The following is a 12768-nucleotide window of genomic DNA, read 5'->3' as shown; positions in this document are numbered from 1 at the left end:
CATGTCGAGCACAATGGTATGACCACAGCGGTCACACCATTGTCTATTTGACGATCGGCTCGGTGAAGATTTGTTTCGCCGCCTCGACCAGTTCTTCGATGTCGCCGCCGTCCGCCCGGTCGCGCCGCCAGAGCAGTCCGGTGTCGAGCTGCGCGCGGAAGTCCTCGAACGGCAGGACCGTCATGTTCTCCAGCCGGTATCCGCGCATCGCGCTGTCCTCGTCCAGCATCGAGACGGAGAAGCCGAGGCCGCTCGACACGATCTCCGAGGTGCCCTGGTAGCCGGTGTTGCTCAGCTGGATGCGCTTTTTGATGCCGAGCTCGTGCAATTGCCGGTCGAGCTGCTCGAAATACGCTGGCATCATTTCTTCCGGCGATCTCGCGTAGGCCAGATCGGTCAGTTTGACCGAGTTCTTCCCGTCGAACTGGTCGGCGGGCACCACGGCGCCGAGGCGTTCCGTCATCACGTGCAGGACGTCGAGAGAGGCCTCCTGCACGGGCAGCCGTGCCAACGTCAGCGCGAGCCGGCCGTCCTTCACCGCCGCGACGAGGTCCGAGGTCGTCCCCGGCCACCGCTTGACCTCGAACCGCCCGGCGACGCGTTCGGCCAGCGCGGTCAGCCGTTCCCGCAGCACCGGATGAATGCCGGCGGGCATGCCGACGAGCACCGTGACGCGGTCGGGCGTCGTGGCCTGGTCGAGCCGCCATCGGATGGAACCGACCCGGTCGAGCACGTCCCGCGCGATCGGCAGCAGGGCGGCGCCCGCGTCCGTGAGCGCCACGTGGTGGGTGCTGCGGTCGAACAGCGGGCGCCCCAGCTCGTGTTCGAGGTCCTTGATCCGCTGGCTCAGCGGCGACGCGGCCATGTGCAGCTTCCGCGCGGCCGCCGAGAAGTTCAGCTCTTCGGCGACCGCCACGAAGTACCTGAGGTGCAGCAGTTCCACGTGATCAGGTTAGGCCTTTCGGAGCACGAGCCGTCGACGAGCAGCAAACGGTTGCGGCCGAGGGCGACGCCGGCTTCCGTCGCTACTTGACGGCGACGATCGCGGCGTTCGCACCGGCCGAGTGCATCGGGATCGTCCTGATGTCGCGGAAACCCGCGCCGGTCAGCCATTCCCGGTACTCGGCGTCGGTCCAGTTGTGGCCGCCGCGCGTCTCCACGAGCATGTTGAGGCCCATCATCGCGGCGGGCAGCGGCCCGGTCTCGTCGTCGTCGAGCACGAGCTCGCAGATGATGACGGCGCCGCCGGAGGGCAGTGCGGCGTAGGCCTTCGCGAGGATGTCGCGCGAGGTCCGCTCGTCCCAGTCGTGCAGGATCATGCTGAGCAGGATCACGTCGTGGCCCGCGGGGAACTCGGCGTCGGCGAGGAAGTTGCCGCCGTGCGCGGAGATCCGGTCGGACAGGCCTTCGCTCGCGACTCGATCGCGGCACTTCCCGGCGATGTGCGGGAGGTCGTAGACGGTCGCGCTCAGGTGCTCGTAGCGGCGGCAGAGGCCGATCGGGAACGGGCCCATGCCTCCGCCGACGTCGAGCAGTCGCTGGTGGCGGCCGAAGTCGTGCGCGTCGGCCAGGGCGTCCGCGGTGAACGACGAGAGCGAGAACATCGCCTCCCAGAAGTTCTCCAGGATCGCGGGCTCGGTCTCGGCGACGAACGCGCTGTCCTGAGTGGACGCGTCCCAGGTCGTGGGCGCGTTGGCGCGCAACGCCTCCTGCAACCTGCCCCACGCCGGGTAGGCGTGCGCGTCGGAGTACTGCACGAACCCGCCGAAGTAGCGGTCGCGGCCCGGCACCAGGAACTCCGCCGCGAGCCCGCTGTTGCGGTAGCGGCCGTCGGACTTGTCGAGCAACCCGAGCGCCGTGCAGCTGCCCAGCAGCATGCGCACCGGACGCGGGTGCAGACCGAGATCGGTGACGAGCTCCGCGAAAGTGGCCTCACCACGGCGATCCACGGCGGCGAACAGTCCGATGTCGACCGCCGCGGCCATTGCCTTGAACTTCCAGAATCCCGTCGTCAGTTCCATCAACGGGATCGGAGTGACGGGGGCGACAGTGGGAGTCACCAATTCGAGTAATCCTCACGTTAATGGCGGCTCAGCGAGGCGCGGGCCACCTATCGTAATGATCACTCACCGTCCGTAGTTACACCGGGGTCCCGGAGTTGATCTATGAACACTGGCGCTGCACTCGGCGACCAGATCCCGCTCACGTTGCCGCTGCCCACGGCGTTGCCATCGTCCATTTCGGACGTTTCCAAACGGTTGTCGGGGCTGCTGCAGGACATTCCCGGTGATCATTTCGATGCCCTGGAGTTTCGGAACTCAAGAGTTCGCAGCGAATTGATCGACTGGATGACGGACAACCTGGACACCGGCTTCACGCCGCAGGACAGTTCCCCCGCCGCCTGCGAGGTCCACGACGATTTCTTCGCGATTCGTCGCGCCGAGGGCGACAGCGCGATGTTGCTCGCGGGTGCCATTCTGCTGAGCGACCTGCTCGTCCAGCGAGACCTCGCCGCCCACGGCACCACTGTGGACAGTGATCCCGACCGGATGCTGATCGGCGCCAGCGGCTATCTCACCTCGACCCCGTTGCCGGCGAGCGAGGACCGCGAGTGGCACGCAGACGACCCGGCCGCGGCGGCGAACCACCGGTGGCTCCTCGGCCACCAGCGGTTCTTCGTGCTCATGCAGCTGCTGATCGTCTCGGTGAAGCAGTTGCGCGACAAGGCCGACGCCGAGGCGGTGCGCGACTTCGCCTGGCTGTGCCGCAGCAGCGCCCACACGATGCGGTACGCGGCCGACTTCCCGCCCGAGATCTACGGCGACGTCCGCGACACCATGACCCCGCCTGCCGTCAACGCGGGCTTCAGCGGCCTGCAGACCCGTGACCACCGCGAGCTCGTCGTGCAGTTCCGCAAGCTCAAGCAGGAAGGCGCGATGGCGAGGCTGAGCGCGGCCGACGCCACCACCGTGCGCGAGGCCGTCGGGGAGATGTACGACGCGCACCTGTGGGTGTGCGACAGGTTCGGCGGCCGCACCGAGCAGAGCCTGCTGATGGAACAGCTCGGCGGCAAGCAGGAGACCGGCCTCGAAGCCGCGGAGAAGCTGGCGCACCAACGACTCGGCTACTTCGCCGGGCAGCACTGAACCGCAGGAGGAGCGACGTGTTCACCGACCACCCGGCGGCCTTCCCGGCACGAGAGATCGCCGACGTCCTCACGCCCGCGACCGCCGACGAGGTGGCCGGCATCGTCCGGTCCGGCAGGCGGGCGTTGCACCCGATCAGCACGGGCTACAACTGGGGCCTCGGCTCTGGCCTCCCGGTCGGGGACGGCGCCACCGTCCTCGACCTGTCGGGCCTGGACCGCGTCCGCGCGCTGGACCTGGAACGCGGCTACGCCGTCGTCGAGCCGGGAGTCACGCAGGGCAGGCTGGCGGAGCTTTTGCGGGGCACCACGAGGATCTTCAACCTGACCGGTTCCTCGTTGCGCACCAGCATCATCGGCAACGCGCTGGAACGCGGCGTGGGCGTGCACCGAGCCCGCGCCGAGGACCTCGTCGGCCTGGAAGTGGTGCTGGCCAACGGAGAGCGCGAGCACGTCGGCTGGTGGCCGGGGACCTCGGCCGTCCCTCGCACGCACGGCTTGGGCCCGACGCTCACCCACCTGTTCACGCAGTCGTCGTTCGCTGTCGTCACCGCCGCCGTCGTCCGCCTGCTGCCGAGGCCGGAGGAGGTGCGGGTGCTGCCGTTCACCTTCGCCCCCGACGACCTGGCCGACGCGATCGACGTGCTGCGGTCGTGGACGGCCCAGCGACTCGTCCCGCCCACCACCAAGGTCTACAACCCGCTCGCGGCCACCGCGAACGGCGTGCAGGACAGCTACCTCGCACACGTCTGCCTCAGCGGCGCGGGCGAGATGGTCGAGGCACTCGGCTCGGTCCTCACGGAGGCCGCCCGGAACTCACCCCTCGTCGCCGCGCCTGCCTCCGCCGCCGACGAGGTGGTCCGCCGCGCCTACGCGGGCGAGCCCGACCCGGCCGACACGTGGTTCCTGCGCAAGAGCCAGGGCTGCCCCGCCGACCGGTTCGACGCGGAGCGCGGACTGCTGATGTTCCTGCCGATCGTGCCGTTCTCCGGCGAGGCGGTGACGCTCACCGAGAAGCTGGTGCGCGACTGCTGTGCCTCGGCTCCGGGCATCACGATGAACGTGCTCGACAGCGACACGCTCGACCACGTCATCGGGCTGGGCTTCGCGGCGGACGATCCCGCCGCGGCCGAGGAGGCGCGGGAGACGCTCGACCGGCTGCACCAGGCGTTTGCGGCGGAAGGGTTCCTGCCGTACCGGAGGGATGTGGACCGGCCGGTGGCGGCCACGGCGTTGCAGGCGCGGATCGGACGGGCCCTGGATCCGGACGGGGTGTTCGCGGCGGGAAGGTACGCGGCGGAGCGCTGAGTGTGGTGGCGGACGGCGGGTGCGACTGCAGTCCCAACGCTCCCGCACTCGGCCGCCCCGCAGCACCACGCCGGGCAGGCCGTCAACCGTCCAACCCCGCCGCACCACGCCGGGCCGCCCGTCAGCCGTCCAGCCCCGCCAGCTTCCGCGCCGCCTCCGCCTCTCCCCACCGGAACCCGATGCGCCGCGACAACTCCACCGCCTCGCCGTAGGACTCGCGCGCCTGCTCCACCCGCCCGGCCAGCTCGTGCACGATGCCCCGGTCCAGCAGCACGCCCGCCTCGATCTGCCGGTCCCCCACCGACCGCGCGAGCCGCAACGCCTCCTCCGCCAGTTCCAGCGCACGGTCCAGGGAGCCGAGCTGACGGTGGGCGTCGGCCATGTTCGCCAGCGCGTGCAGCTCGCCGGACCTGTCGCCGCACGCCCGCAGCGTCGTCAGCGTCTCCTCGTAGCACACCAGCGCGGCCGGGAGGTCTCCCAGCGCGGCGTGCACCAGGCCCAGGTTGGTGCGCACGTAGGCCGCGCCCTGTGAGTCGTCCAGCTCCTCGCGCAAGGTCAGCGAGTCCCGCAACGACTCCAGTGCGGCGGGCAGGTCCCGGCGGCGCCAGTGGGCGATGCCGAGGTTGTTGAGCGTCACGGCTTCGAGGTGGCGGTCGTGCAGACGGCGGGCCAGCTCAAGCGCGGCCGTCCAGTGTTGCTGGGCCTCGGCGAACTTGAAGCCGCGTTCGTAGGCGGCGCCGAGTTCCTTGAGCGCCAACGCTTCCGCGCGGACGTCACCCAGCGACCGCGCGGCCTCCAGTGCGAGGGTGTTCAACGCCGCCCAGTCCGCCACCTCGGAGCGGCGGCGGAAGTACCAGGACAGGCCGGTGGCGAACGCGATCGCGTCGGCCGGGGAGGCCTGGTGCGCGGCGGCGATCAGGTTGTCGCGCTCCTCGGCGAGCCAGAGGTCGGCCGGGTTGTCCGCCAGTGCTTCCAGGTAGTGCTTGTGCAGGCGTTCCAGCGCCAGGGATCGTTCCTCGGACGTCTCCGAGGCGCGGCAGCGTTCGCGGGCGAACAGGCGCAGCAGGTCGTGCAGGGCGTACCGGCCGGGCACGGGTTCCTCGACGAGGTGCGCGTCGGCCAGTTCGGCGAGGAGTTCCTCGACGTCTGGCACGTCGGTCAGCGCGCGTGCCGCCGCGACCGCGAAGTCCGGGCCGTCGAGGAGGCCGAGCAGCCGGAACACCCTTGCCACGTCAGGAGACCCGAGCTCGGCGTAGCTGACCTCGAACGCCGACCGCACCGCGACGTCGCCGAGCCTGAGCTCGTCGAGGCGGCGCGTCTCGTCGGCGAGGCGTGCGGCGAGCAGCGGTGCGGTCCACTGTGGACGGGCGGCGAGGCGGGCTCCCGCGATGCGCAGCGCGAGGGGCAGTCCGCCACACCAGCGCACGAGTTCCGCAGCGTCCTCGACCCTGCCGGCGACACCCTCCAGCAGCCGGTAGGCGTCTTCCAGTTGCAGCGCACCGAGTTTCACGTACGAGGCACCGGTCAGCGCGGTGAGCGGACGGCGGGACGTGATGAGCACGGCCGAGCCGGGGCCGGTCGGCAGCAGGCGTTTGACCTGGCCCGCCGTGGCAACGTTGTCCAGCACCACGAGCAGCCTGCGCGACGCGGTGAGCGAGCGGTAGCGCAGGGCCTCCTCGTCGCCGGGCCGTTCGCCGAGGGCGCGCAGGAACTGGCTCAGGACCCGGTCGGAGGCGCCGTCCGAGAGGTCCGCGTAGAGCTGGCCGTCCGGGAACCTCGACGCGATCTCGTGGGCCGCCCGCACCGCGAGCGCCGACTTGCCGATGCCCGCCTGCCCGGTGATCACGCACACCGCGACCCTGTCCCTGCGCGGCTGCGCCTTGACCAGGTTCAGCTCGCGGGCGCGTCCGGCGAAGGTGACGACGTCCGGCGGCAGCTGGCGGATCGCCGCCGCGCCAACGGGTTTCGCGCGCAGGATCTCGGCCTGCAGGCGCCGCAACGACTCCCCCGGCTCGACGCCGAGCTCGTCCATCAGCACCCGGCGGCACTCCTGGTAGGCGGCCAGCGCCTCGGCCGGCCTGCCCGCGCGGTGCAGCGCGACCATCTGCTGTTCGCGCAGGCGTTCGTTCAACGGGTGTTCGCGCACCCACTCACCCAGGTCCGCGACGACCTCGACGTGCCGGCCGAGGTCGAGCTCCGCCTCCGCGCACTCGACCCGCGCGGCCAGTCGCAGTTCCTCCAGCTGGGCGACGACCCCTCGCAACAGCCCGGACGCCGCCAAATCCGCGAGGGCGGGCCCGCGCCACAACGCGAGCGCCTCCCGGTAGCTCTGCGGTGTGCGTTCGCGGCGGGCGACTCCGAGCAGGTCGGTGAACCGGGTGAGGTCGAGCTCCGCCGGGTCGACCGACATCAGGTAGCCGGGCGCCCGCGAGAGCAGCCGCGAGCCGACGATCTTGCGCAGCTGGTAGACGTAGACCTGGAGGTTCTTCAGCGCCGTCTTGGGCGGGGCGTCGTCCCACAGCACGCTGATCAGCCGGTCGACCGACAGCACCCGGCCGGGCTGGGCGAGGAGCAACGCGAGCACCGCTCGTTGCTTGGGCGGCCCAAGGCTCAGCCGCACGCCGTCGTCGGCGTAACACTCGACCGGCCCGAGCACCCGGAACTCCACAACTCCCGATCGTAACCACCATCCACATACCGGACACATGCCACGCGCCACGACGTTCGACCCATGACGAGAACCCCACTGGCACTGGTCGTGGCACTAGGCACCCTCGCCGCCGCCGTGTCCCCCGCCCAGGCCGTCGAGCCCTACTCCTCCAGCCCGTCGCAGTCGCACGCCGTGAAGTCGGCCAACGGCTACGACGTGCTCGTCGGCGGTGCGAAGAGAGCCACCTTCCCCGTCAGCGACCCGGCCTACACGGTCAGGTCGACGTCGTCCGCCGACGGCGCACTGGCCGCCGTGATCTCCGACTTCGACGGCACGAGCGGCGGCTCGCTGCACACCGTCGACCGCTACGGCAAGACCCGCTTCGTGGCGCGCGGAAAGATCACCTCGGCGGTGTTCCACGGCTCTTCGCTGGCGTACGCGGACGGCGAGAACGTCGTGGTGGACGGCGTTCCCACCGGCAAGCTCCATGGCCGCGCGCCCCAACTCCTCGGCTTCACCTCCGACGGCACCGGGCTCCTGGCTGTGCAGCACCCGGAGGTCGCCGACGACAGCACGTTCGTGGGCTCACTGGTGCGGTTCGACCTGAAGTCCGGCGCCGCCAAGCCGTTGATCAGCTCCGACTCGTCGGCGCTGTACCGCGACTTCAAGCTCGTGGACGTCAAGGGCGAGCGGCACGTCAGCTTCATCAAGCACAACGAGGTCTACCGCTGCGGTGGCGCCGAGCCGCAGTGGCTGGGCCTGGCGTCGGAGAACGGCGAGGTCCGGTCGCTGGTCGGCGAGACGCGTCACCACTACCGCAGCGCGGTGTGGAGCACCGACGGCGCACGTGTCGCGTACGAGGTCATGGGGTGCGTGTCCGACAAGACGTCGGGCCCTGACCAGTTCGCCGGGTTCAACGGCGTCTACGTCCAGGACCTGGCCTCCCACAAGGCTTCCCGGGTCGTCGAGGGCCTGTCGTTCACCCACGCGCTGACCGGTTTCGACGGCACCGAGGCCGTGATCGGCAGTCCCACCCGCGGTTACGTGAAGGCGTCGGGCCTGAAGGCAGCGACGCTCGACGGCGGCCAGGTCACCACGATGGGCCGCCTGAACCGTGCCGAGTACATCCACCAGCTGTGGGACACGCGCAACGACTTCAACGGAAACTCGTCCTGCGGCCCGACCAGCGCCGTGATCGACCTCGTGACCTACCAGCTGCCCAACGAGTTCGGCGTGCAGGTCTCGCAGCCGTTCTCGCACTACTCGAAGTGGGGCCGCTACATCACCGACGAGTTCTCCAACCGCGGCACCACCTTCAACCGCACGATGGCCGACTGGGGCCGCACCGGCAGCTGGAAGGGCGCGCACGGCTGGATCACCGGCTACTACTGCGGCGGCAACCCGGCCCGCCCCTGCGCCTCCTGGGAGTCGGAGCGCGACTTCCTGGCCCGCAACGGCGCCGCCGTCCAACAGGGCAACTTCACCCCGGCGCAGGTCCGCGCGTTCCTCGACCAGGGCAAGTTCGTGATCATGAGCGGCACGTGGGGCTCGACCGCCGGCCACCTGTCCGTGGTGATCGGTTACCACGACAACGGCCAGTTCTACGTCCACGACACCTACGGCGCGGGAACGGACGGCAGCTACGACGGGGCGAACCAGTTGTACAGCTGGAACTACATCGCGCCGGTGCAGATGTGGGCCGCCTGACTACCGTCCGGCGGGAGGGACGAGGTCGTCGAGGGGATCACCCGGTGAGGGCGTCTCCGGGGTGCGCTGCGCCTCGGCGTGGACCTCGGTGTTCGTCCGGTGGGCGACGGGATCCCAGATCTCCTCGAACGGCGCCATGAGCGACTGCCCGCTACCGGTGCGGCGGGCCCGCAGGGCGTACCAGGTGAACCCGGCGAGGGTCAGCGGCACGCTCAGGAACGCCGCCAGGCCGAGCAGGAGGTCCATGCGCCCGACTGTACAGTGACACGATGTTTCCAGAAACACCGTGTTACTGAATGGGTGGGCGATGGCCAGGCTGACGAGGACCGAACAGCAGGCACGCACGCACGAACACCTGCTGCTCGCCGGGCGGCAGGTGTTCCTGCGCAGGGGTTTCCTGGGAGCGGCGGTCGAGGAGATCGCCGCCGAGGCCGGGTACACCCGCGGCGCTGTGTACAAGCACTTCGGCGGCAAGGAGGGGTTGTGGCTCGCGATCGTCGAGGCGGACGCCGGAACCCATCTCGACGGCCTGCGGAAAGCCCTCGGCCGGACCGGTGACCGCGACGACCTGATCGCGGTGCTCAGCGGTGCGGCGAACGAGGAGGCGGCGAAGTGGACCGCCGTGGCGGCCGAGGTGCTCGCCGCGACGGCCCAGCAACCCGGGATCGCCGCCCAGGTCGCCGCGCTCCAGCGACGCCACGACGCCCAGGTCGTCGCCCTTCTCACCGAGCAGTTCGAGCGACTGGGACTCGAACCCGCGCTGCCCGTCGAGCAGTTGGTCGTCGCCGTGGGTTCCCTGGGAATCGGACTGGCCCTGCGCCAGTCGGTCATGCGGGAAGCGGGACAGGACGTCCTCACCCAGGTGCTGAGGACGATGCTCCCGGCTACTTGACACTGGCCGTCAAGTACTTGATATCGTCTGTCAAGTGTCGACCCTCTCCGAACACGTGGACCTGCGGAACGACCTGATCCGGCTCGTGACGAGTCGCCTGCTCGATCCGCTGGACATCCTGTTGCCGCAGGCGAACCTGACCGACCTGCGGTCCACGGTGCGGGCCGACGCCGACATGTGGGCGGCCCAGCTGCTCGGACCCGACGACGCACTGGCGCGGCGGGTGGCGATCCGCCTGCTGACCGTGCTCTACCCCGGCGACGCCCCGTTCGACCCGCCCGAGACCTGGTGGGCGACGCCGCTGGGCCGCGTCACCGCGCGCCGCGCCGGCCACCCCAGCAAGGACCACGTGTCGCTCGGCGTTGCCGGAGCGATGCTCGGCATCACCCGGCAGGGCGTGCACGACCTCGTGAACCGCGACAAGTTGCTGCGGCACCCGAACGGCGGCGTGACCGTCGACTCGATCCGCACACGACTGAGCCTGAGGAGAGACCAGTGAAGCTGGCAGCGACCGATTTCGGCGGCGACGGCAGGCCGTTCCTGCTCCTGCACGGCCTGGGCGGCGACAGATCCGCGTGGGAAGCGCTTGCGCCACAACTGGACGGACGTGCCGTGGCGGTCGACCTGCGCGGCCACGGCGAGTCGCCCGACGGTCCGTGGGACTGGGAGGCGGTGCTCGACGACCTCGACGACACGGCCGTCCACTTCGGACTCGACAACCCCGTGGTCGTCGGTCACTCGCTCGGCGGGGTCATCGCCGGTCTGTGGGCGTTGCGGCACCCGTCCTGCCCTGCGGCCATCAGCCTGGACGGACATCGTTCCGCGACAACGCATCCGTCGAACTACGCTGGTCTGTCCGAAGAGGACGTAACCCGGGGCTTGGCCGAGCTGAACGCGATCTTCGACGCTCAGCTGGAGACGGTCACCCGCCCGTCCCGCGAGATCCTCTCGGTGCTGCGGACGTCACCGGAGCTCCTCGACGCCCTGCCGGTCTTCGCGAAGGTGACCGCGCCGTTCCTGCTGGTGCTCGCCACCCGCAACCTGCCGGTGCCGCCCGCTCTCGTGCCGCTCTTCGACGCTCACCGCGCCGGGCTGCGCCGCGACCTGCCTCCGAACGTCGAGGTGCGGGAGATCGACGCGACGCACGGCATGGTGGCCGGGCAGCCGGCGGAGATCGCGGCGATCGTCAATCACTTCGTGAGCAGTCGCCTCAACGCCTGACGGGCCCGGCGCGGCGCCGCGCTGTCGTGTTCGAGCTGCAGGAAGTGGTTGAGCGCCAGCATGACCCCGAGGATCTCGTAGATCAGCTGCTCGACGTCGGTGTCCAGCTTGAGGTCGCCGGCGCTCACCGCGCGCCGGATGTGGATCCGCAGGTCCCTGCGCCAGAACGCGTTCATGCCCGCCAGCGCGTCCCGAACACGGCCGCTGCGCCCGTCGAACTCGGCCGTGGCGGCGGTGAAGAAGCACCCGCCGGGCAGCACCTCGCGTTCGAGGTAGGACACCCAGGCCTCGCAGACGTCGACCAGCCGCGGCAACCCGGACGGCATCTGCTTCACCTTGCGCGGCACCTCGCGCAGGAAGACCTCCGCGGCCTGGTCGACCACCGCGAGTTGCAGGGCCTCCTTGGTGCCGAAGTGCCCGAGCAGCCCGGCCTTGCTCATCCCGAGCTCCGTCGCGAGCCGCCCGATCGTGAGCCCCTCCAGCCCTTCCGCCGAGGCGATGGCGAGGCTCCGGTCGAGGATGCGCTGCCGCGTCTCAAGGGTGTCGGCGACAGATCTGCGCGGGCTCATCGCTGTAGTTTACGTCTCTTTAGCTACCGACCGATCGGTTGCTATATTCGCCGCGTCGCAGCCTCGCCGAAGGAGCTCACCTTGTCCGGATCACGTGTCGTCGCGTTCGGCCATCACCAGCCGGAGCGAGTGCTGACCAACGCCGACCTGGAGAAGATGGTCGACACCAACGACGAGTGGATCCTCCAGCGCACCGGCATCGCCACCCGCCGCATCGCCGCAGAGTCGGAAACCGTGGCGGACATGGCCTCCGAAGCGGGCGCGAAGGCCCTCGCCGCCTCCGGCCTGGCGCCGTCCGACATCGGCCAGGTCATCGTCGCCACCTGCTCGGCCATCGACCGCTCCCCCTCCACGGCGGCACAGGTGGCGGCCCGCCTGGCCATCCCGTCCGCAGTCGTCTTCGACCTGAACAACGCGTGCGCCGGCTTCTGCACCGCCCTCGCCACCGCCGACCACACCATCCGCGCAGGCGCGGCGAAGCACGCGCTGGTCATCGGCGCCGAGAAGATGTCCGACCTGGTCGACTGGACCGACCGCTCCTCCTGCATCCTGCTGGGCGACGGCGCGGGCGCGGCCGTGGTCAGCGCCTCCCCCGACGCACTGGTGGGCCCGGTCACCTGGGGCTCCGACCCCACCAGGGCCAACGCCGTCCGCCTGGTGAACGAGTGGCAGCCGCGCTTCGCCCAGGAGGGCCAGTCCGTCTTCCGCTGGGCCACCAGCGAACTCCCGGCCGTGGCGATCCAGGCCTGCGAACGAGCGGGCATCGCCGTCACGGACCTGGCAGCCGTGGTCACGCACCAGGCCAACCTGCGGATCATCGAGGCCCTGACCCGCAAACTCGGCCTGCGCGAGGACGTGGTGATCGGCCGCGACGTCGTGGAGTCGGGCAACACGTCGGCGGCCTCGGTACCGCTCGCACTGTCCAAGATGGTCGAACGCGGAGAGCTTCCGTCGGGCGCGCCCGTGCTGTTGTTCGCGTTCGGCGGCGGACTGTCGTGGGCGGGCCAGGTGATCACGACCCCGTAGGGGACAACGGTCTCCGCCGCCGCGCGTCGATGAGGGTGGTGGTGGCGACGTCAACGGCGGTGGCGGCGGCGCGGCGGTAGCGGTAGCAACGGCGTCGGTGGCGGTGACGGTGGCGGCGGCGGTGACGCCAACGATGGCGGTGACGCCAACGATGGCGATGGCGATGGCGATGGCGATGGCGATGGCGATGGCGATGGCGATGGCGATGGCGATGGCGATGGCGATGGCGATGGCGATGGCGATGGCGATG

The 12768-nt window shown here is 70.3% G+C and carries 12 protein-coding genes; 7 read left to right on the top strand and 5 right to left on the bottom strand.

Annotated features, from left to right (window positions below; genetic code table 11):
• Nucleotides 1–43 precede the first annotated feature (43 nt).
• Together ACFWN2_RS31140 and ACFWN2_RS31135 are read right to left on the bottom strand one after the other, a co-directional pair.
• On the bottom strand, nt 44–943 hold the full coding sequence (locus tag ACFWN2_RS31140) for a LysR family transcriptional regulator (RefSeq protein ID WP_382433477.1): 900 nt from the start codon (nt 941–943) through the stop codon (nt 44–46).
• 82 nt (nt 944–1025) lie between these two features.
• Nucleotides 1026–2021, bottom strand: a complete 996-nt coding sequence (locus tag ACFWN2_RS31135) for a methyltransferase (RefSeq protein ID WP_382433475.1) — start codon at nt 2019–2021, stop codon at nt 1026–1028.
• A gap of 327 nt (nt 2022–2348) precedes the next feature.
• On the opposite strand from ACFWN2_RS31135, the gene ACFWN2_RS31130 reads away from it, so the two are divergent.
• Complete coding sequence (locus ACFWN2_RS31130) at nt 2349–3146, top strand: hypothetical protein (protein WP_382433473.1); 798 nt, start codon at nt 2349–2351, stop codon at nt 3144–3146.
• Between the two features lie 17 nt (nt 3147–3163).
• The gene (locus ACFWN2_RS31125) at nt 3164–4453 is read left to right on the top strand and encodes an FAD-binding oxidoreductase (RefSeq protein ID WP_382433471.1); all 1290 of its coding nucleotides are present in this window, start codon (nt 3164–3166) and stop codon (nt 4451–4453) included.
• Nucleotides 4454–4574: 121 nt separating this feature from the next.
• Here the strand turns inward: ACFWN2_RS31125 and ACFWN2_RS31120 are convergent, their stop codons facing one another.
• On the bottom strand, nt 4575–7121 hold the full coding sequence (locus tag ACFWN2_RS31120; RefSeq protein ID WP_382433469.1) for a BTAD domain-containing putative transcriptional regulator: 2547 nt from the start codon (nt 7119–7121) through the stop codon (nt 4575–4577).
• Nucleotides 7122–7184: 63 nt separating this feature from the next.
• Here ACFWN2_RS31120 and ACFWN2_RS31115 point away from each other — a divergent pair, with 63 nt between their 5' ends.
• Nucleotides 7185–8810 (top strand): C39 family peptidase, encoded by a 1626-nt coding sequence (locus ACFWN2_RS31115; protein WP_382433467.1) that lies wholly within the window; start codon nt 7185–7187, stop codon nt 8808–8810.
• Here the strand turns inward: ACFWN2_RS31115 and ACFWN2_RS31110 are convergent, their stop codons facing one another.
• On the bottom strand, nt 8811–9056 hold the full coding sequence (locus ACFWN2_RS31110; RefSeq protein ID WP_382433465.1) for a hypothetical protein: 246 nt from the start codon (nt 9054–9056) through the stop codon (nt 8811–8813). It abuts the gene before it with no gap.
• A 61-nt stretch (nt 9057–9117) separates the two neighbouring features.
• On the opposite strand from ACFWN2_RS31110, the gene ACFWN2_RS31105 reads away from it, so the two are divergent.
• Genes ACFWN2_RS31105 through ACFWN2_RS31095 form a run of 3 tightly spaced genes read left to right on the top strand, consistent with a single transcriptional unit; the run spans nt 9118 to nt 10923 of the window.
• Nucleotides 9118–9702, top strand: a complete 585-nt coding sequence (locus ACFWN2_RS31105) for a TetR/AcrR family transcriptional regulator (RefSeq protein ID WP_382433463.1) — start codon at nt 9118–9120, stop codon at nt 9700–9702.
• 34 nt (nt 9703–9736) lie between these two features.
• On the top strand, nt 9737–10201 hold the full coding sequence (locus ACFWN2_RS31100; RefSeq protein ID WP_382433461.1) for a hypothetical protein: 465 nt from the start codon (nt 9737–9739) through the stop codon (nt 10199–10201).
• The gene (locus ACFWN2_RS31095) at nt 10198–10923 is read left to right on the top strand and encodes an alpha/beta fold hydrolase (RefSeq protein WP_382433459.1); all 726 of its coding nucleotides are present in this window, start codon (nt 10198–10200) and stop codon (nt 10921–10923) included. The genes ACFWN2_RS31100 and ACFWN2_RS31095 overlap by 4 nt, the downstream gene beginning before the upstream one ends.
• On the opposite strand, the gene ACFWN2_RS31090 is transcribed toward ACFWN2_RS31095, so the two are convergent.
• Nucleotides 10893–11492: a TetR/AcrR family transcriptional regulator gene (locus tag ACFWN2_RS31090; protein ID WP_382433457.1), complete on the bottom strand. Its 600-nt coding sequence runs from the start codon at nt 11490–11492 to the stop codon at nt 10893–10895. The genes ACFWN2_RS31095 and ACFWN2_RS31090 overlap by 31 nt on opposite strands.
• Nucleotides 11493–11573: 81 nt before the next feature.
• Between ACFWN2_RS31090 and ACFWN2_RS31085 the strand changes: the two genes are divergently transcribed.
• Complete coding sequence (locus tag ACFWN2_RS31085; protein WP_382433455.1) at nt 11574–12518, top strand: beta-ketoacyl-ACP synthase III; 945 nt, start codon at nt 11574–11576, stop codon at nt 12516–12518.
• The last annotated feature ends 250 nt before the right edge of the window (nt 12519–12768 follow it).

This window comes from Lentzea sp. NPDC058436 (assembly GCF_042721515.1).
In the GTDB taxonomy this organism is placed as follows: domain Bacteria; phylum Actinomycetota; class Actinomycetes; order Mycobacteriales; family Pseudonocardiaceae; genus Lentzea.
This window is presented reverse-complemented; position numbering and strand designations above follow the sequence as displayed.